General features: G+C 37.4%; 16 protein-coding genes and 1 riboswitch. Of the genes, 6 read left to right on the top strand and 10 right to left on the bottom strand.

Features of this window, described 5'->3' with window-relative positions:
- The first annotated feature begins 91 nt into the window (after nucleotides 1–91).
- The 3 genes from OM074_RS07425 to OM074_RS07415 all read left to right on the top strand — a co-directional run bounded on the left by OM074_RS07425 (nucleotide 92) and on the right by OM074_RS07415 (nucleotide 5,052).
- Complete coding sequence (locus OM074_RS07425; RefSeq protein ID WP_301198825.1) at nucleotides 92–2,305, top strand: APC family permease; 2,214 nt, start codon at nucleotides 92–94, stop codon at nucleotides 2,303–2,305.
- A gap of 108 nt (nucleotides 2,306–2,413) precedes the next feature.
- Complete coding sequence (locus OM074_RS07420) at nucleotides 2,414–2,926, top strand: YfiR family protein (RefSeq protein ID WP_301198824.1); 513 nt, start codon at nucleotides 2,414–2,416, stop codon at nucleotides 2,924–2,926.
- A 32-nt stretch (nucleotides 2,927–2,958) separates the two neighbouring features.
- The gene (locus OM074_RS07415) at nucleotides 2,959–5,052 is read left to right on the top strand and encodes a TonB-dependent receptor plug domain-containing protein (RefSeq protein WP_301198823.1); all 2,094 of its coding nucleotides are present in this window, start codon (nucleotides 2,959–2,961) and stop codon (nucleotides 5,050–5,052) included.
- 208 nt (nucleotides 5,053–5,260) lie between these two features.
- Here OM074_RS07415 and OM074_RS07410 read toward each other — a convergent pair whose 3' ends face one another.
- The 8 genes from OM074_RS07410 to OM074_RS07375 form a co-directional block, all read right to left on the bottom strand.
- Nucleotides 5,261–5,461 (bottom strand): cysteine-rich CWC family protein, encoded by a 201-nt coding sequence (locus OM074_RS07410; RefSeq protein WP_301198822.1) that lies wholly within the window; start codon nucleotides 5,459–5,461, stop codon nucleotides 5,261–5,263.
- 116 nt (nucleotides 5,462–5,577) lie between these two features.
- Nucleotides 5,578–5,855, bottom strand: a riboswitch (cobalamin riboswitch).
- 100 nt (nucleotides 5,856–5,955) lie between these two features.
- A complete protein-coding gene (cobT, locus tag OM074_RS07405; RefSeq protein ID WP_301198821.1) occupies nucleotides 5,956–6,993 on the bottom strand; it encodes a nicotinate-nucleotide--dimethylbenzimidazole phosphoribosyltransferase in 1,038 nt (345 codons plus the stop codon).
- An 80-nt stretch (nucleotides 6,994–7,073) separates the two neighbouring features.
- Complete coding sequence (locus OM074_RS07400; protein WP_301198820.1) at nucleotides 7,074–8,417, bottom strand: SO_0444 family Cu/Zn efflux transporter; 1,344 nt, start codon at nucleotides 8,415–8,417, stop codon at nucleotides 7,074–7,076.
- A 119-nt stretch (nucleotides 8,418–8,536) separates the two neighbouring features.
- A complete protein-coding gene (lolA1, locus tag OM074_RS07395; RefSeq protein ID WP_301198819.1) occupies nucleotides 8,537–9,175 on the bottom strand; it encodes an outer membrane lipoprotein periplasmic chaperone LolA1 in 639 nt (212 codons plus the stop codon).
- A gap of 69 nt (nucleotides 9,176–9,244) precedes the next feature.
- Entirely contained in the window at nucleotides 9,245–11,722 is a 2,478-nt protein-coding gene (locus OM074_RS07390; RefSeq protein WP_301198818.1) for a DNA translocase FtsK, read from the bottom strand.
- A gap of 118 nt (nucleotides 11,723–11,840) precedes the next feature.
- On the bottom strand, nucleotides 11,841–12,527 hold the full coding sequence (locus OM074_RS07385) for a hypothetical protein (RefSeq protein ID WP_301198817.1): 687 nt from the start codon (nucleotides 12,525–12,527) through the stop codon (nucleotides 11,841–11,843).
- 458 nt (nucleotides 12,528–12,985) lie between these two features.
- Entirely contained in the window at nucleotides 12,986–13,906 is a 921-nt protein-coding gene (ctlX, locus tag OM074_RS07380; protein WP_301198816.1) for a citrulline utilization hydrolase CtlX, read from the bottom strand.
- A 318-nt stretch (nucleotides 13,907–14,224) separates the two neighbouring features.
- Nucleotides 14,225–14,869, bottom strand: coding sequence for a M50 family metallopeptidase (locus tag OM074_RS07375; RefSeq protein ID WP_301198815.1), 645 nt, complete (start codon nucleotides 14,867–14,869; stop codon nucleotides 14,225–14,227).
- Nucleotides 14,870–14,940: 71 nt separating this feature from the next.
- Here OM074_RS07375 and OM074_RS07370 point away from each other — a divergent pair, with 71 nt between their 5' ends.
- Nucleotides 14,941–15,429 carry a hypothetical protein gene (locus OM074_RS07370; RefSeq protein WP_301198814.1) on the top strand — a complete coding sequence of 163 codons (489 nt, stop codon included), beginning with the start codon at nucleotides 14,941–14,943 and terminating at the stop codon, nucleotides 15,427–15,429.
- Nucleotides 15,430–15,479: 50 nt separating this feature from the next.
- Here the strand turns inward: OM074_RS07370 and OM074_RS07365 are convergent, their stop codons facing one another.
- Nucleotides 15,480–16,772: a Na+/H+ antiporter NhaC family protein gene (locus tag OM074_RS07365; protein ID WP_301198813.1), complete on the bottom strand. Its 1,293-nt coding sequence runs from the start codon at nucleotides 16,770–16,772 to the stop codon at nucleotides 15,480–15,482.
- Nucleotides 16,773–16,921: 149 nt separating this feature from the next.
- Between OM074_RS07365 and OM074_RS07360 the strand changes: the two genes are divergently transcribed.
- Nucleotides 16,922–18,010, top strand: a complete 1,089-nt coding sequence (locus tag OM074_RS07360) for a DOMON domain-containing protein (RefSeq protein WP_301198812.1) — start codon at nucleotides 16,922–16,924, stop codon at nucleotides 18,008–18,010.
- Here the strand turns inward: OM074_RS07360 and OM074_RS07355 are convergent.
- The gene (locus OM074_RS07355) at nucleotides 17,995–18,639 is read right to left on the bottom strand and encodes a hypothetical protein (RefSeq protein ID WP_301198811.1); all 645 of its coding nucleotides are present in this window, start codon (nucleotides 18,637–18,639) and stop codon (nucleotides 17,995–17,997) included. The two genes, OM074_RS07360 and OM074_RS07355, sit on opposite strands and share 16 nt — an antisense overlap.
- A gap of 189 nt (nucleotides 18,640–18,828) precedes the next feature.
- On the opposite strand from OM074_RS07355, the gene OM074_RS07350 reads away from it, so the two are divergent.
- Nucleotides 18,829–19,941, top strand: coding sequence for an efflux RND transporter periplasmic adaptor subunit (locus OM074_RS07350; protein WP_301198810.1), 1,113 nt, complete (start codon nucleotides 18,829–18,831; stop codon nucleotides 19,939–19,941).
- Nucleotides 19,942–20,060 lie beyond the last annotated feature (119 nt).

Genomic DNA, 20,060 nt, shown 5'->3' with positions numbered 1-20,060 from the left:
TAACTAGAATTTACGGATGATTTTTATCATCCAATACCTACGAGACTCTCTATTTTTTCATATCTTGCTCATACTATTTTAATCAAATATTATGAACAAAGTAAGTAAACTAGGGACTGCTCCCGTTTTTTTCACCGCCATCTCTACCATTTTAGGTGCTATATTGTTTTTGAGATTTGGAATGGCCGTGGGCGAACTGGGATTTTGGGGCGCCCTGATCATAATCATATTAGGCCACCTGGTAACCATCCCAACAGCATTGGCCATATCTGAAATAGCCACCAACACCCGGGTTGAAGGTGGCGGGGAATATTTCATTATTTCCAGGTCGTTCGGATTAAACATTGGTGCTACCATAGGTATTGCACTTTACCTATCGCAAGCCATCAGCGTAGCCTTTTATGTTATTGCTTTTACCGAAGCTTTTGAACCCCTTTTCAATTGGGTGCAAAGCAATTTCAACTTTACACTTCCGCGTCAGGTGGTCAGCATTCCAACCATGCTCATACTGGCATTTATCATCCTTAAAAAAGGATCGAGCATGGGGTTAAAAACCTTATATATCGTTGTAGCCGTTTTGTTTATCTCTATTACTATGTTTTTTCTGGGGCAAACAGACTTTTATGCATCGGGAGATTACAGCAGTAATTTTGTGTTAAAAAACAAGGACAACTTCTTTTTATGGTTCGCCATATGCTTCCCTGCATTCACGGGGATGACTGCCGGTGTGGGGTTAAGCGGGGATCTTAAAGATGCAAAAAAGTCAATTCCCAGGGGAACACTTCTGGGCACTTTGGCCGGAATGGTCATTTATATATTTATCATATACAAGTTTGCCATCTCCTCTACACCCGAGGAACTATCCGGCTCGCAACTGGCCATGGCTAACACAGCGCTTTATGGGGCCATTATCATCCCATTGGGACTTGGGGCTTCAACCATATCTTCAGCTATTGGGTCTATTTTAGTGGCTCCCAGAACCATTCAGGCACTTGCTACCGACAACAGTTTTCCCGGTACAAAAATGAACAAATGGCTTTCTAAAGGAACAAAAGATGCTAACGAACCATTCAATGCTACCCTAATAACCATTGCTATTGCCATGGTATTTGTTATTATGGGCGAAGTGGATTTTGTGGCCCAAATTATCTCTATGTTCTTCATGATTACATATGGATCTTTATGCCTGATATCATTCTTAAACCACTTTGGAGCTTCCCCATCATACAGGCCCAGGTTTAAATCCCACTGGATCATCTCTTTAAGCGGCTTTTTATTATCCATATGGATCATGTTTAAGATTGATGCCGCCTACACCATATTCTCGTACATCGTTATTGCTTTAATCTATTTGTACCTGAATAATGTTCACAAGGAGCGCAGAGGACTGCAAAACATATTTTTGGGAGCCCTGTTTCAAATGAGCCGCCGCATACAACTATACTTACAAAAAAACAATTCCAACCAAACAGAAGAAGACTGGCGCCCGTCCGCAATCTGCATCTCTTCAAACTCCTTCCATCACAACAAAATATTTGACCTGATGAAATGGATATCCTACAAACATGGTTTTGGATCATATTTTCATTTTTTAAAAGGATATTACTCAAAAGCCAATTATACAGAGGCGCAAAAAATTGTAAAAGATTTGATTGAAGAACACCACGACCAGCACAGCAGCCTTTATGTTGACTGTATGATTTCTCCGTCATACACCACTGCCATTGCCCAGGCTATACAAAGCCCCAGTATTTCAGGAATGGAAAACAACATGATTATTTTTGAATACCGCAGAGAAGAACCGGAATCAATCGATTCAATACTGGACAACATTAGCTTAATCCGTGCCGGCGAATATGATATTTGTGTTTTATCCGACGCCAACACCTATACTCACTTTAAAAACGGTATTCATATATGGATCAGGCCAATCGACATACTCAATGCCAACCTGATGATCCTATTAGGTTTTATCATCCTGTCGCACCCGGACTGGAAAAAAGGACATGTGAAAATTTTCAGTGTTTGCAAAGAAGACGAGATACCTGAAACCAGAAAACAATTGAAAGAACTGGTAAACACCGGAAGACTGCCCATCACCATGTCGAACATTGAAATTATTCCTTTGAGTGAAGACAAGTCTGTAAAAAAGATGATTACAGAACAATCATCCAAAGCAGGATTAACTATTATAGGCTTTAGAGAGGAGCAGGTAAAACATGGAGGGTCTGATATATTCGAAGGCTTTGAGAATATGGGTGACATATTGTTTGTTAATGCATGGCAGAAGCAGGTTATTGAGTAGTCCATCCCTACTTATTGAAAAACTAATGTTTTTTTAAACAATCATATTCTTTATGTATTAGAGATTATTTCTATTTTAGTATGCTTTTTAAACCATAAACAAATCTACATGTACAAACAAACCTTGGGATTACTTATGCTCCTGTGCCTGTTGGGAGCAACAAACATCCACGCTCAAAACGAGAAAATCAAAACGCTCTTTATTCTCAATTTTATTAAAAATGTCAACTGGCACTCTGACATTCAGACTAAATCGTTTAAGGTATTGATTCTTGGCAACAAACAAATATCAAACGAACTAAACAGCATCGGACTGATGAAATCCTCCGGACTAGGCTCATTAAATGTTGCTTACGCCAAAGAATTTACGCCCGACAACAATATTGACATTATTGTGGTATCAAAAGAATCAGACGGTATTTGGGAACAAATAAAAACAGCTTACCAGGGAAAACCTGTATTAATTATATCCGATAATTGTAATGGCGGTAAAAAAGTTGCCGGAATCAACATTATTGACAATGGCGGTAAACTAAGCTATGAAATCAGTAAAAAGAACATTGAATCACATAACCTGAACGCAACCCCAAAGCTTCTTAATTTAGGTAAGCAAATAGACTAACGTATCAACTCAAAAATTAAAATTATATCATAATGCAAAAGATAAAACTATTTTATTTCATTCTTTTTTCATTTTATCTTCTATGCCCTTCTAATATATTTTCTCAAGGAAAGAAAATAGATGTTGAAAAAATTACCCGGGCAGAAATATCTAAACTCACAAACGAAGAATTAATGAATCTTGATTTTGAAGCACTTTTGGCTCTTGCTCAAAAGTTAGGAGTTTCAATTGATGAGTTATTAAACCAGTCACTTTCCGTAGCTTCCTTATCTGAATCATCACCACGACAAACGCCAGGAATTGTATCGATCATAACTTCAGAACAAATTCAAAAAACCGGAGCCCGCGACTTATTCGAAGTCCTGCGTACAGTACCTGGAATATATTTTGGATACGATGTAGACAATATCACCAGCATTTCAATGAGGGGCATTTGGGGACATGAAGGAAAAATACTATTAATGCTGGATGGAATGGAACTAAATGAAGGCATGTATTCTACAACACCTATGTTTAAGCACATCAGTGCCGATCAGATTAGCAGAATTGAAATTATCCGAGGTCCAGGCTCTGCCCTATATGGCGGATATTCTGAACTTGGGGTAATAAAAATTATAACAAAAAAAGGAGATGAGCTAAACGGAGCAGAATTTACTGGTCATGGAAGTAGTTATGCAGAAGGAGGGGGAAGTTATGGTGCCACAGGATCTTTCGGACAAAAAGTAAACAATACCACCTACTCTATACATGCAGGTTTTGGAATTGGTGATCGCTCTGCGGGGAGCTTCACCAACACATGGGAACAAACAGCTAATATGGAAAACGAGTGTACTGAAACCAGAAATTCATTTGTTAATTTCCAACTAAGCTCCGGAAACTTCCATGGATCTCTAGCTTACGACAATTATAATCCCAAAGCTTATATGGACTATAATGATGATGTAATTGAAACTGTTGTTGACAATAAGTTTACAAGCTTCCTATCAGATTTAAAATATGATTTAAAGGTAAGCGACAAACTTACATTAACACCTCAGGTTTTATATAAAAACCAACTACCCTGGCATGTTGAAACGGAGGATTGGTATTATAAAAGAAACTACTCTCAGTTGGAAACCAAATTAATGGCAACCTGGAACATTACAAATGCTACTAATATAATTGCTGCAGTAGGAAACAAATACGAAAAAGCAAATATTTCAGAAGATGAAATTAACACGATGGGGGAAGATGCCATTTTCATTAATGACAAAGATGAGATTGACATGAATACAACCTATGGTTTGGCACAGATAAATTATTCCGGTAAGTTTGGTAGTTTATTTGGCGGCTTCAGGGTTGAAGACCATTCAAAGATAGGCAGAGCATTTGCTCCTCGTTTAGGATATACAAAAGTGTTTGACAAGTTCCATTTTAAAACGTTATTCAATAAAGCATTCCGAACACCTTCTATCGAGAATTATAATCTAAATCCAGATATTTCAGAAGAGAAAACTACTGTTTACGAAGTAGAAATAGGATACAAGCTAACAGACAACATCTTTGCAACAGCCAATTTATATCACATTACTATTGATGATGCTATCATATATGCTTACGACGTTGCCTCTCAAGAAGAATTTTACACAAACTCATCAAGTACCGGATCTTATGGTTTTGAAACTGAAGTAGTAGCAATGTATACTAAATGGGATGTTAGATTATCATATTCACATTACCGAAGTAACAACGACAATCCAACCTATAAAGTAATACTCCCCACTGGCGAAAAAAAGGAGCTTATGCAAGGTATGCCAGCACACATGCTACACATAACACCTAGTGTTAAACTTTCGCCAAAATTTGTTGCAACCGTAAATGCTTCTATATACAGCGAGAAATATGGTTTTATTACTGGTGAAGAAGAAATGGAAAAAGCCGACGCCTACACTTTGCTCGACTGCACATTTTTAGGGAAAGATCTTTTGGCAAAAAACCTGGATCTTAGCTTGTCGTTCAAAAATATTTTCAACACTTCATATGAATATTTACAGCCATACGCAGAAGTTGACAACACACAAGGCCCCTTCCCTGGAGCACCTTTTGAGGTAATGATGTCGGTAAAATATCGTTTACCTATTAAATAAAACCGAGTAGATGGACACTGTAAAAATTAAACTCACAGGTAAACCTCCAACACTACGGTGCATACTAATCCGTATACTTACAGAAAAATAATAATCCTTTTTGCGGTGTACCAGTATCCTTTACATTTATTGACAAACTCCAAAACTTCAGGGATATTAAAGCAACCAAGGCTGCCACTTCAGGCAGCCTTCCTATTCTTTTATCCTGCTATTCCTTGGTACATTCCAGCTTTCCTGAAAACTTAGCAGCAACTTCTCTTAAACATTTGTTGCACAAACAATTCTTAAAGTTTTTATTCAGGTATTCCTGCGCCCGTTGAGAAATTGGAACATGAACACAGTGACACTCAAAAACATTGTCGCTTCTACAGATAAATTCGCTGTTACACCTTTCGCATTTCTTAATCATTTTAATATGGTTTTGAATACATAAATCCCTACCCCACAAAGGGTAGACACCCTCAATACCGATAAAAGATGAGTTTCTAAAAAAAATTAGAAAACTTGCTTTTATTCCCGAAAGCATTGATTCTACAATCACTGGCAGGTCTTCTGACTTATCCCGGATTTTGATGCCTTCCCGTTTTACTCCCCAAAGTATGGAACCCTGGAAACTTGCCCTATACAAGCAAGATGAACAAAACCCGCCATTACTATAGCAATAGCGGGAAACAGTGGCAATAGAATTCAAAATCTTTACCTGAGACTTACAGCAGCGGGTACTGTTGCCGATTTTCACGGCATTCCCTTTTCACCCGGCACTGTATTTACAGAACCAGGCACCAGATAAATACAAAAATAAAAAATTATTGCCTCATATAAACAAAAAAGCAAATAACCCCCACCTGGGCAATTCACAAGCAGGGAGTTTTTGATTCATACAGGTAGTCAAATTAAAAAGCATCAATCCTCCCTATCGCTCACACCGGCATCTTCAAAGCTGCTCATCTCATTTAAAAAGCAAACTGCGCTTTGGATAATTGGATAAGCTACGGCACTTCCTGTACCTTCACCTAACCTCATATGAATATCCAGAATAGGATCTGCTTCCAGATAGTTTAGCATTAACTGATGGCCTTGCTCATGTGATTTATGAGAAAAAATACAATAATCCAATACATGTTTATTAAGATGATAAGCGGCCAACAAAGCGGAAGTAATAATAAACCCATCAACCATGATGGTCATTTTCAATTCTGCGGCCTTTAGCATGGCTCCTGCTATAGTTGCAATCTCAAAACCTCCGAAAGTAGCTAATATTTCAAAAGGATCTGTAACACCCTTATGCAACTCAATAGCTTTATCAATCACCTGGGCCTTATGCTTGATCCCCTTGCTATCTAAACCGGTTCCAGCCCCGGCTGCTTCAACTCCGGAACATTTTGTATAGGCACACAACAAAGCCGCTGCAGCCGTTGTATTTCCAATACCCATTTCGCCAAAACCAATAATATTCGTTCCTTCCTTATGTAAACCTTCAACTAACAAAGCACCATTGGCAATGGCTTTTTGGCATTGCTCCATGGTCATTGCCGGTTCCTGACTAAAATTCTTTGTGCCTTTAGCTATTTTTAAATCTATCAGATCTGGATGCTTTTCAAAAGTAAAATTCACCCCTGTATCAGCAAGCAATAACTTTATATTGTTTTGACGGGTGAAAACATTGATAGCAGCACCCCCACTCAAAAAATTCATCACCATTTGAAAAGTAACCTCTTGCGGAAAAGGACTGATTCCCTCTGCTGTCACACCATGATCCCCGGCACAAACAATAATGGCCGGATTATTTAGCTGCGGAGTTAAGGTGTTTTGTATTTCACCAATTTTCTGTGCAATAAATTCTAACTTACCTAGTGCACCCAGAGGTTTTGTTTTTGTATTGATCTTATGAACTAACTTCTCTGTTACCGACGAATCTATCGCCTGAATATTATATTCCATCTTAAGTAATTTTAAAATTAGAGTAAAATTACTTTTATTGGAAGCATATCAAAGAACCAGTCTAACTTTATTACAAAAAATTACAATTCACCCTTAAACGAATAACCCAGTCCTTCTACAGTCGATTTTATTTCATCATCATTTAACTTTGAACCTGAAACAACCACAGTATTTTTAGATGGGTTGGCCAATACGCTACTAATACCACCCAGCTGTTTCAGATTACTTTCCACACTCGCCTTACAATGGCTGCAGGTCATTCCTTCAACTCCATACGTCTTCTGCACTTCATTACCAACAAAGGAGAATTGACTGGCATTAAATGACACAGGCTGCGCCTTTGCGGGTTCCGTATCCATCACAACAGATTTGACGATCACCTCTTCATCTTCTCTTCTTTGTTTCAGATATTTTTTAAGATATCCATACACGATTAATCCCAATAAAACAGTTGAAGAAGTTATCTTAACCCACTCTGGCAATAATTCATGTTGATGATGCAGATGCGAAGCCCCAACCATAACAAACCACTCAGCTGGTAAAAAATGGTTAATAATCAAACCAAAAACAAAAGCCCCGGATATAATTGAAAACAGATAACTGAACAGGGTTCTATTTCCAAAAACTTTTTTAATTACCGTAATGGTTGCCGCATTAGTTGCCGGCCCGGCCATTAACAATATCAGCGCAGCCCCCGGCGACAGACCTTTAAGCATTAAAACTGCTGCTATTGGCACCGATGCCGTAGCACACAAGTACAAAGGCACGGATGCAACAAGTACCATTACCATGCTCAATATCTCATTATCCAGGTACATACTAAAGAAATCATCCGGAATAATTGCCGACAGCCCTGCAGCAATTAAAATTCCAATGATCAGCCATTTTGCAATATCCATCAAAAACTCATTAAAACCATATTGCAATACTCTAAAAAATGAATGGCCAGATTTTTTGTGTGTTTTTGAGGAACAACACTGAGAAGTCTGAACGTGCCCTTTATTCTCATCTGCAGAGGCAAACACATTAGTAAACACACCTCCCAAAACTCCAGTTACCAATGCAACAAATACACGAACAAGCGCAAAAGGCAAACCTAACAAGGAATAGGTAACCAATACACTATCAACCCCTGTTTGAGGAGTAGAAATCAAAAACGAAACACTTGAGCCTTTAGATGCCCCATTTTTGTAAAAAGAAATACCGGTAGGAATTACACCACATGAACACAGCGGCAACGGAATACCCAACAAGGCCGTATTAACAACCGACATCAGATTATTCTTTCCCATATACCTGTCAATCCATTTTTGAGGGAACCAAACCTTTAGTACACCTGCAAAAAAGAATCCTAACAAAAGGTACGGCGACATGGCATTAACCAATGTCAGCAACTCGATCAAAAACTGCTTTACAAATTCCATCAAACAAATCTTTTAACTGAAACTAAAACGATTTACAAAAGAAATAGTTTTTATGCGCAAAAAAAATCCCCTATTAAGGGGATTCTGAAATATCTTGAATTGTTAATTGCTAACTGAACTTATCTCATATCAATTACATCAACATCAGGGTTAGCATTGGTATCAAATTTAAACATGGCATCATCCATAGGTACATTTGTTACCATATTTTTTACTTTGATGGTATAGTTATTTCCATCTTTACCTATTTGCTTTATAGTTTTTAACTGCAGGTTATCCTTTTGAATCTCCAGGTTAATTCTGGAATAGGGCTTATCTCTGTTTATTGGAAATAAATCAATACCATAAACCACAACTCCATCAACTGTTCTTTCACCCAAATATGCAAACTTAAAGCCCGTTTGATAAATAGTAAAAATAGAAGCAGGATTTAAAGTCTCTTCATCTTCCGGATCTGGCTCATCCACATTAACTTCCTCTTCCTCAACCATGTGAGTCCACAAAGTCTTTCCATCAAAATAAGTATCCACATTCATTAATGTTGCCTTATACTTATCTCCTTTAATAGAAATTTTACCCTCATGCTGCTCATCGATCTCTTCCAGCTTATTCTCCATCCCAAATGAAAAATCGGCTTTTATGGTTTTAAATGTCTTTGTTTTCTCAGTTACTTTATCCAGAATTTCTACAGCCTTCTCGTGTGTTTGAGCTAACAAAAACCCAGGAATAAATGCAATAAGTAAAAGTAATTTCTTCATATTTTTCTGTTTTGTCTTGCGATATATAATACTATCTATTTTCTCTATGTTTCAAAAACAATACCATAATTACAATCCTTTCAATATGTGCTCCAAAGAAACCTCATCCGGTATTAATACCTGGCGCGCCTTACTTCCCTCAAATGGACCAACTACCCCGGCTGCTTCCAGCTGGTCGATAATTCTTCCGGCACGGTTATAGCCAATTGAGAATCTTCGCTGAATAAGAGAAGTTGATCCGGATTGGTTCGCCACAACAACCCTGGCTGCTTCTTCAAAAAAAGAATCTTTATTACTCATATCTACTTCTCCCGGTTCATTACCTGAACTTTCTCCCACATACTCAGGCAACAAAAATGCACTTGGATATCCTTTTTGAGATCCGATAAAGTCATTGATTTTCTCAACCTCAGGTGTATCCACAAAGGCACATTGCACACGTACCAAATCACTTCCTTGCGATATCAACATATCCCCACGACCAATAAGCTGGTTGGCACCTGGAGAATCCAATATTGTTCTGGAGTCGATCATTGAGGCCACCTTAAATGCCACCCTGGTTGGGAAGTTAGCCTTAATCACACCGGTAATGATATTGGTTGACGGACGCTGGGTAGCAACAATCATATGTATACCAACCGCACGGGCAAGCTGTGCAATACGGGCTATAGGCATTTCAACCTCCTTGCCGGCAGTCATAATTAAATCGGCAAACTCATCAATAATCACCACAACATAAGGCAAAAACCTGTGCCCATTTTCTGGATTTAAGGAACGCTTAACAAATTTATGGTTATATTCCTTTATATTACGTGCATGTGCTTTTTTCAATAAATCATATCTCGAATCCATTTCAATGGTCAATGAATTCAATGTATTTACAACTTTCTGCACATCAGTTATAATTGCTTCATCCTCTTCGTCAGGCAGCTTTGCCAAAAAATGACGTTCAATCTTACTATAAATATTTAACTCTACCTTTTTAGGATCAACCAGCACAAACTTTAATTGCGATGGGTGCTTTTTATATAACAAGGATGTAATAATAGCATTTAAACCAACCGATTTACCTTGCCCTGTAGCCCCGGCAACAAGCATATGTGGCGCCTTGGCCAGGTCTATTACAAAAGTCTCGTTAGAAATAGTTTTACCTAAGGCTATAGGCAACTCATACTTGGTTGTCTGAAACTTTTTGGCCCCGATAATAGCCTTCATGGATACTATTTCCGGCTCACTATTGGGAACCTCAATTCCGATTGTTCCACGTCCCGGAATAGGAGCAATAATCCTGATACCCAAAGCTGCCAAAGAAAGGGCGATATCATCCTCAAGGCTTTTAATCTTTGATATCCTTACCCCTGGCGCAGGAACAATCTCATACAAAGTTACCGTTGGACCAACAGTTGCTTTAATACTCTTGATTTCGATTTTATAATCGATTAGGGTATTTACAATTTTATCTTTATTGGAATTAAGCTCTTCATCTGTAACCGGCTCATTACCGGCATGATGATCCTCCAACAGATCAATTAATGGCAACTGGTAAGTTGATAAGTCGAGGGTTGGATCATAATCACCCAAAGGCACATTTTCTTTTACCTCAAAATTTTCTTCTTCATGTACTTTTTCTATAGTAAAATTCTGATCCTCATCAGAAAGTTCTGATCCACTATTGTCTGAAATATCAAGTTCTAAACCTACTTTCTCCACTGGTTCCTCTACAGGTTTTTCAATCTGTTTTACTACAAACTCTTCTTCAACTGATTGGTCCTGAATTTGCGTTCCATTCGCTTCTGTTTCCCTACCCAGGTTGTCATCCTCTCTCACCTGGTTCATATTTTCATAGTTTTCTTCTTGTGGTGTATCTTCTATTAATGAAGTATCATGATAAGATTCTGAAGCCACCTGTCCTGATGCTTTTTCTCCAGAACCAACAAAAGCCTTGCGCACCATAGGAACAAACTGTTCAAAGGTAAAAGTAAGATAAGTAACCAATCCAAAAACCAGCACCAATATCAATCCCACATTACCAATGGCAGACAGCAGCCACTTGCTCATGAAATATCCCATTTCGCCTCCAGGCAAAAGGTACTGAGAGTTTATTGATCCCTTAAAAACATATCCCAGGAAAACAGAAAAATAAATACCTACAAAGAAGCAATGGATAATAGTTTTTCGTAAAGAAGCCAGTTTTACATTGATCAAGCGAAAAGCAATAACCAACAATGCAAAAACAATAACAAAAGCGGACAAGCCAATACCTGAATTAATAAACACATCAGCAAAATAAGCACCAATTTTACCGGTCCAGTTCGCTACATTTATCTCAGAATCTGATATAAATTCAAAAAAGTTAATGTTGAATTTGCTATGATCGGCTCCACCCGTAAACACAAACGAAATGAAAGCTATAAATAAAAATATGGCATAAACTATCAAAAACAACCCACTAAAAAACCTTACTTTAAAATCACTCAGCTTATTTTTTAGGTTTGCAATAATATTTATGCTCTGTTTTGATTTAGTTTTTTTAGTTTTTCCTGCCATTTTAATATTTTAATTTATCCCGGGGAATTGCTCAGGCAAAAGTAATAAATGCTCAATCCATTTCTAAGTAAAAAAGGATTCTTTTAAGAGAAAAAACGTGAATTGTTGACTAATATTATTAAAAGCTGGATAATAAAGTATTCACCATGGCCACTACTTCTTTCTTATCTGTACGTTTTGCCTTTGGGGATATTGTAAAAGTCCTGTTAGGGGGTTTTTCATTCAGATACTCTTTAGCTGTCAACCGCATACGAACCCCTTGGTATTCATATGGAAAATCCATCAATACCCCCGGTATCATATTTAAAGGGGTATGCCGGTTGGGCTCAATTATTTTAATTTCTTCGGTATAGTATACTTTAAACGGCTCCCGTCCTTCAAACGCTACATTTGCCGCTTGACAAGAAAAACCCGCAATTTCTTTTTTTTCACTGGGATCATAAGTTACCGTAACCTTTGAATTCTTGTCAAAAATAAAAAGATAGTCTTTTGAAGAAATGGGAAAATACATATCCTTTTCCATAAAACTGAACAAAACAAAGCAGGAATCGAGGGGTGAATTGGAAATAAAACTAATCGAAAAAAGATTGAATCCGGCCCTTATTTCGTTCTTTAATTTTTCCTGATTAAAATAAAGGTTCCACTCCCCCGGCATCATAGTATTAACCGGTGCACCTGTAACCGTATCTGAATATTCTATATGATATATCAGGTGTCCACTATCAATAACATCGGACCTATTGCTGCCAGACCCACACCCCGCCAACAGAATTATACTGAGAAAAAATAGAAAGAAATGCCGCATAATATCTGCTACCGGATATTGTTAAACTTAGAAACGCATTCAAAAATAGGCATTAAATATGTTTCCGGCACAATTGTTTGCTAAGGAATTTATGGTATTGGTCAAAAACCCTATCCATAATGCTTCATTCCATACACTTTCCAACACAGCATTAACTCTAATAAAGAGCTGATTCCTAAAGACAAGGGATCAAATAGTAGTTTTCTTCACTTCTCGTTCGGTTCTTCTTCGGTTCTCGTTCGGTTCTCGTTCGGTTCTCGTTCGGTTAAAAGCGACAAAAATGCTAACAAGTAGCAAATAATATCGGTATAAAGAACCTTTATGCCTGGTACCTAACCCCTGGCAGACCATAACAAGGCACCTACAAACCCAATAATCTACTGTATCTTTGAGTGATTAAAGCATAAAAAATAGTGTAACACCCCAACATATAAGCATTACACTAATTTTACTCAAACTTATTTTTTAAGAGTAAAAACCTCTGAAATCATACATCGGGCACTACCTCCGCCAATGGTTTCAATGGTTTTGATATTCACAGGAAGCATTTCGCAGTATGTTTCAATGGCCTCTTTCTGATCATCTGTCAGTACATCATAAGCACTTTGCGACATAGCCAAAAACTCATCCCCTTTGTTATTGCAAACCGAAAGCATATTACCGGCAAAATGATTCATTTGCTCAAATGTAATATCTACAATCTCATGCCCGGTTTCTTCCAATGTATTAATCACACACTCTTTTTCTTCTTCATTTACAATGCTTTCTAAGCAAATAACTGAGAATTTTTCACTAACACACATCATTACATTGGTATGATAAATTTCTTGTCCGTTAGCATCAGTTGAAGTAAAACAAACTGGTTTGTAATTTAACAGATCACAAACTTCAATAAATACGTCTTTATCTGTTCTTGGTGATAAACATGCATAGGCCACTTTATGGATGTGGTCGAAGATGATACTCCCCGTACCTTCACAAAACTTTCCTTCTTTCTCATATTTTGAGAGATCAATCAGCTCTTCAACCTTATAATCCGCCTTAAATTCATCAATAACATCACCCCTTTTCTCTATTCTCCTGTTAGGTGCCTCCATGGGATAAAGAATCACCTTGCCATCTGCGTGAAATGACCCCCAATTATTTGGAAAAACAGCATCGGGCTTAACCGGATCCATTGTATCCTGAATAACTTTTACATCAACCCCTTTTGCACGAAGAGCCTCAACATAAGCATCAAATTCGGCCAACACTTTTTCTTTAAGTTCACCCGGATCCAGGTTTAATTTATTTTGAAATGCATTAGAAGTTGCTGTTTCTGCATTAAATCCGAAATTAGCAGGACGCACTAAAAAAATATGACTTGAAGACTGCTTCATTATAGTTAACTTTTAGTATCAAGATAAAAGTATAAAGTACAGAGACTAAAAAGTCCTGATCCGATATATTATCCCGAGAATTTGTTTAAAACAATAGAAAATACAGTATTTTCTATTTTATCTATACACTTGTTCGTATTTGTATAACGATACAAAATTAGCCTTCCTGCAGGAATAAAATGTGACGATTGTTATGTATTGAAAAATAATTAACTCACTAACATTTCCCTTATCTTGTCATATCCAACTACCTCTTTGTTCTTCATAATTGAAAGCTTAATTATTTCATCAATTTTACTTTCCGGAATACTGAGTCTTTTACTTAAAAAGTGATTTCTTTAAATTTTTATACGTTATATACACCACTATTGCCAACCACAAAACAGCCCATAATGCAGAGGGGAACAAGGGTATTATTTTTGAGAATTTAGCTATATCGGACGAGGGGCCAACGTTATAATCGTTAATAATATATATAACTGAAGCTGTGCCAATTACGATCAAAATATCTGCAACCAGGTTTTTCGACTTCTTACTGATCCAGATTGCTACCACCGAAAAAGCAATCAATACCAACGATGTAAATATTGAGCTGAACCAAACAATGGCCGTTATTAACAAAACAGCAACTAAAACATAAAGGGTATATACAGAAGCTTTAGGTTTACATATACCTATATGGAGCAACAAATTTCCCAATATCGCACTACCCAAATAACCACCCATCAATATCAGGGGAGCAAATCCTCCGGCAGTGATGGCATAACCGGCACCATTGGGCTGTATCATTACTTCATGTACACTCCCCCCGGTAACAAGGGCAAAAAATGCATGTCCAAATTCATGCAGAAAAGTAACAAACAAATTTATTGGCAATATTACATACATCCCATACGGAACATAATTCACAAGAATCCAATATAATAAAGCGGTTACAACGATCAGGATAAGTTTTTTATTCATGTGATTATTTAACGGATTAGCAATATAGGAAAAATATTATTACTAAAATTGCCTTATATTAATCCGTTCATATGCCTTTAAAAACAAGCACCGTACATCAGCTAAAAAAAGAAATGGAACTTTTACCCAGGGAAGTTCTGATTGACCATTGTCTGCGCCTAGCCAAATACAAAAAAGAAAACAAGGAATTGCTTCATTACCTTTTATTTGAATCTATAGACGAAGACAGCTACATTGAAGAGGTTAAAACCGACATTGAAACAGAATTCAAAGAAATAAATACTGACAAATTTATTTATGTAAAAAGAAGTATCCGACGGATTCATAAGATGACAACAAAATGCATCAAACATTCCGGCAAAAAAGAAACCGAGGTTGAGCTCCTGATCTGCTTCTGTAAGCAGATGCAGCATTGCAAGATGCGACTCCGGCGTAGCACCGTAATGAAAAATCTTTACGAGCGCCAGTTAATCAACATTGAAAAAGCACTGGGCAAACTTCATGAAGATATGAGGATTGATTTTGAAGACGAATTAGAAGAAATAAAGGCAGGGCTTTGATAGTTAACAGGCAACAACCAGCAACCAAAGCCTCTGATACCTATCCAGAATTAATCCTTTAGTCTTGGAAATCCAAATGCAATAGCCAACATTGAGATACCTCCCATTAAATAAGGATAGTACAAATATTGCATTACTTCAAACGGCGTAACCGCTGCCCCTGCCAGCCCTATTACAGCCAGTATCTGGGCGCCATATGGCAATAATCCTTGCATAAAACAAGAGAAGGTATCTAAAATACTGGCCGACCGACGGGGCTTGATTCCATACTCTGCAGCAATATCTTTAGCTATTGGCCCCACCATTAAAATAGTAATCGTATTGTTGGCCGTAAATACATTAACAATAGAAGTAAGCAAGGCCAAACTAAATTCGGCACCTTTTTTCGACTTCGTCTTTTTCCCTATCAACGAGATAATAAAATCAATTCCCCCATTATAGCGAATTACCTCAACCATACCCCCAACAAGCATAGAGATAATAATGATTTCAGACATACCATCAATACCGCTTCCAATTGCATCAACCATATCCCACGCACCAAAACTCCCAATTGAAATTCCAATAACAGCAGCCAAAACCGATCCAGCAAACAGCACAATAAAAACATTTACTCCAACCAGAGCGGCAACAATTACAAACAAATAGGGAGATATCTTTAGCCATACATGATCAATATCTGTGTTTACCATAGAAACATCACAACTACCGGTTGTAAACAAATAAATAACAAAAGAAACAATGGCAGCCGGCAAAACAATCAAAAAGTTAACCCTGAATTTATCCCTCATCTTGCACCCCTGGGTTCGGGCTGCAGCAATGGTCGTATCAGATATAAACGACAGGTTATCTCCAAACATTGCGCCTCCCACAACAGCACCCAAGGCCAAAGGAGCCGATATTCCGGTTTGTTCAGCAATACCCAAAGCAACCGGAGTTAAAGCCACAACAGTACCCAATGATGTACCCACCGAAAGAGAAATAAAACAACCAATTAAAAATATGCCGGCAATTAAAATATTTGCAGGAATCATTTTAACCCCCAATGCAACAGTTGCGTCAATAGCCCCCATGCTTTTGGCCAGACTGGCAAACACTCCTGCAGCCAAAAAAATCAGGCACATCATCATAATACCTGAATTACCCATTCCTTTCAGGTAAGTTTCCAATCTGCTGTTGAATTTCCTCCTGGTATTCATTGTTAAAGCAACTGCTGAGGCAACCAAAAAGGAAACAGGGACTGGCATTTTGTAAAAATCGCCGGAGATTACAGACGATGTAATATAGAGTACTAAAAAAACAACTATCGGAAGTAAAGCAAACACCGGCTTTTTTAATGTCATAACGATTGTTTTAAATCTTTTAAAAATTCTACGGCGAAATTAACAATTTAAACCTTACCCTCTTGATAAACACATGGAATAAGCCTAAATTGTATATACAGATACTAATAAGCCTTATGCTGAAACAAATAGCAAACTATATTATTTTCATGATTACTTTTTTTGCATTGGCAACCGGATGCAACAATAAGGGAAAAGAAATTTACAGTGATAAAAATGAATTTGGCATAAAGAAAAAACCATTCAATTTTTCCCCTAAAACCTATATACTCCACCATCTCAGCAAAGCTCCGGTTATAGATGGGAAAAACACAGATTCTGAATGGGACTCTTGCCAATGGACTTCTGATTTTGTATCAGAAATCAGTGGTAAAAATGACAACAGCTCCTTGTCCACCAAACTAAAAATGGGACTATTTAACGACACAATCTACCTACTGGCCAAACTAAATGAAAGCCATATCTGGGGTATGGATTTCCCCAAAGGATTTCCTCGTATTGAGGATAACTATTTTCAGGTTTGCATTGATTGCAATAACAACGAACACGAATACCACACCATAAAAATCAATGCATTGGGAATTACATCATGTCATCATTGCAATATCAACGACAGCCTTTCATCACACCCATCCTGTCCCTTTAACAACTTAAACATCAATGCATCTGTGTATATTGAGGGCACAGCTAACAATCCAAAAGACATTGACAGATACTGGCAAGCTGAATTAGCCATCCCTTATAAATTTAAAAACACAAACCGGACATATGATTACCTGAAAATGAACTTCACCCGCAACAGATGGCAATACACCATTGTGGATGGAATGTACAAGAAAATATTAAACTCAGAAACCGGAAAAACATACGAAGGCGAAAAATGGCAGTGGGCCTATATGTGGGAAAACCCAATTTCGGACGTTGAGCTTTGGGGAGAAGTACACCCAAACAAGGAAAACCTTGAGAACAAACATTTTTTAATGGCCAGAACCATAAAATGGGAATTGAGAAATGTTTATTACGCCCAAAAACTCCATTATGAAAAACACAAACGCTTTGCTCACAAAATTGCAGGATTAAAAGATGTTGGCTTTGATCTTTCAGCTCTTAAATTCAGACCCGATATCAAAGCCAACAAAAATCATTTTACGGCAATCATCACCAATTTTGATACAAAACGCATATGGATTATTGATGATTCAGGCAGGATAAAATCCGAGACCTATAAAAAGAGATGAAAACCAATACTAAACATCACCCCACTATTTTCTGTATAAAAATCAACTTCTTCTTCGTATGAGTCTTCCCAAAATCTACCAATATATTCCACATCTACTTTTTCATTGAGCTTACTAAAATGATAGGAAATAGCAGGTTCGATGGCAATTTTTGAATTTATAAAGAAAGCATAACCAACTGAAGGTGCTATGTCAAAATTACGCAACGATACATCTTTATCATCATATTTATACTTACCTATCTGCCCCGCCGCAGAAAGTTGAACAAATAAATTATTCTTAAAATAATACTTAACATACGGAGAAACTCCTATTAAATACTGGCTAGACCCTTCAAAATTACCCCTAGGTAATGACCGCATAAACTGAACAGGCAACCCCACCCCCAACTCTAACCTATCCGCTGCAAAATAACCCATTTGTGGGTTTAACAAAAACATCAGCGCCTCACTCTTTGACCCCGAATAATCACCTGAAGAATACATATCCTCCTTATCGTAATCAAAGGACAACCCTCCGCCAATGGTTATATTTCCTTTCAATAAAGGCAATTCCTTTTCCATCTCTTTTTCCTGGGCAATCAAACAGTTACTTGCGATTACCAGTACTAGTAAAAAATATTTTCTCATAATAAAACAATTAAATTTTCGAGGCCAAATGTATAAAATTTCACTAAATCCCGGCTATAATATTCATCTTCATATTTACTTCCCCGATTCACTCCTGAAAATTCCCGATTCGTTCCCTTCTTATTTATTATATGGCTACCCTTTTTAAAATTTGTACTGGTTAAACTGAAAATTTAAAAATCACATATAATGAAAAAGAAAATTATTGCAATCGGGGTTTCAATAGGAATTGTATTGGCAGCATTTGCAATTGTAAAAGCCTTACCATCCGGCGAAAACGAAACACCAATATCTGTAAAGGCAAAAGCCATTGGCGTAGAGGTTATACATCCTGAGCAAAGTGATATTGCATACCAAATTTCATCAACAGGTAAAATTGTTGCTGCTGAGCGCTTTGAGATTTTTGCCCAGGTTGATGGACAATTGCTTTCTTCTGCAAAAAAGTTCAAGGAAGGAAAGACTTATAATAAAGGCGAAGTAATGTTGGAAATTGAAGCCGATGAGTTTGAAAAAACACTGTTGGCCAAGAAAAGTGATTTTATCACCCTGCTTACTTCTGTATTACCTGATTTAAAGTCTGACTACCCTGATTCTTACCAACAATGGCGCCAATATGCTTTGAATCTGGATGTAAAAAGCCCTTTACCTGAAATGCCGGAAGCCAAAGATTCACAGGAAAAGTTTTTTTTATCAGGAAGGGGTGTTTATTCAAGTTTTTATAATATCCAATCAAACGAAGAACGGTTTGAGAAGTACATTATCCGCGCTCCTTTTAATGGTATTGTTACTTCCACTATGGTAGAAGCAGGAAAAGCTATCCGCACAGGAACCGAACTGGGACAATTTATCAACCCGAATTTATACGATCTTGAAATTACCATACCAGTCTCTGCCATGAAGGATATTGAAGTTGGCAAACAGGCCACACTTCATTCTTCAGAGATTAATGGAACGTGGACTGGCAAGGTCACCCGAATTAGTGGAAGTATCGACGAGCTCTCTCAGAGTGTAAAAGTTTTTATACGAACCACTGGCGGCAATTTAAGGGAAGGCATGTTCCTTACGGCTGATTTGGCAGTTTCCCCCATTGAAAATTCATATAACATCCCCCGCAAGATGCTAAACGACAATGATGAGCTTTATGTGGTTGAAAACAATGTACTGAAACTAAAAAAAGTAAATGTATTGATACGACAGGGAGACAATGCTCTGGTTCAGGGTATTTCTGCGCAGGATGCAATTTTACAAACGGTTATTAAAAATGCACACCAGGGAATGGCCGTGGAAATTATTCAACAATAAACGGTTTGTTATAATCTGTTATCAGTAAAACATTTTTGAGAAAAAGCGAGTTAATATTATACACCCACAACACTTTAACACAGTAAACAAACTGAATTAAAGCGCATTCTGTGTTCTTT

It is taken from the genome of Plebeiibacterium marinum, from assembly GCF_026013615.1.
Lineage (GTDB): Bacteria > Bacteroidota > Bacteroidia > Bacteroidales > Marinilabiliaceae > Saccharicrinis > Saccharicrinis marinus_A.
This window is presented reverse-complemented; position numbering and strand designations above follow the sequence as displayed.

Bases quoted from the DNA above. Each gene is read 5' to 3' on its own strand.
- OM074_RS07425 (WP_301198825.1), top strand. From the start codon at position 92: ATGAACAAAGTAAGTAAACTAGGGACTGCTCCCGTTTTTTTCACCGCC.
- OM074_RS07420 (WP_301198824.1), top strand. From the start codon at position 2,414: ATGTACAAACAAACCTTGGGATTACTTATGCTCCTGTGCCTGTTGGGA.
- OM074_RS07415 (WP_301198823.1), top strand. From the start codon at position 2,959: ATGCAAAAGATAAAACTATTTTATTTCATTCTTTTTTCATTTTATCTT.
- OM074_RS07410 (WP_301198822.1), bottom strand. From the start codon at position 5,461: ATGATTAAGAAATGCGAAAGGTGTAACAGCGAATTTATCTGTAGAAGC.
- cobT (WP_301198821.1), bottom strand. From the start codon at position 6,993: ATGGAATATAATATTCAGGCGATAGATTCGTCGGTAACAGAGAAGTTA.
- OM074_RS07400 (WP_301198820.1), bottom strand. From the start codon at position 8,417: ATGGAATTTGTAAAGCAGTTTTTGATCGAGTTGCTGACATTGGTTAAT.
- lolA1 (WP_301198819.1), bottom strand. From the start codon at position 9,175: ATGAAGAAATTACTTTTACTTATTGCATTTATTCCTGGGTTTTTGTTA.
- OM074_RS07390 (WP_301198818.1), bottom strand. From the start codon at position 11,722: ATGGCAGGAAAAACTAAAAAAACTAAATCAAAACAGAGCATAAATATT.
- OM074_RS07385 (WP_301198817.1), bottom strand. From the start codon at position 12,527: ATGCGGCATTTCTTTCTATTTTTTCTCAGTATAATTCTGTTGGCGGGG.
- ctlX (WP_301198816.1), bottom strand. From the start codon at position 13,906: ATGAAGCAGTCTTCAAGTCATATTTTTTTAGTGCGTCCTGCTAATTTC.
- OM074_RS07375 (WP_301198815.1), bottom strand. From the start codon at position 14,869: ATGAATAAAAAACTTATCCTGATCGTTGTAACCGCTTTATTATATTGG.
- OM074_RS07370 (WP_301198814.1), top strand. From the start codon at position 14,941: ATGCCTTTAAAAACAAGCACCGTACATCAGCTAAAAAAAGAAATGGAA.
- OM074_RS07365 (WP_301198813.1), bottom strand. From the start codon at position 16,772: ATGACATTAAAAAAGCCGGTGTTTGCTTTACTTCCGATAGTTGTTTTT.
- OM074_RS07360 (WP_301198812.1), top strand. From the start codon at position 16,922: ATGATTACTTTTTTTGCATTGGCAACCGGATGCAACAATAAGGGAAAA.
- OM074_RS07355 (WP_301198811.1), bottom strand. From the start codon at position 18,639: ATGAGAAAATATTTTTTACTAGTACTGGTAATCGCAAGTAACTGTTTG.
- OM074_RS07350 (WP_301198810.1), top strand. From the start codon at position 18,829: ATGAAAAAGAAAATTATTGCAATCGGGGTTTCAATAGGAATTGTATTG.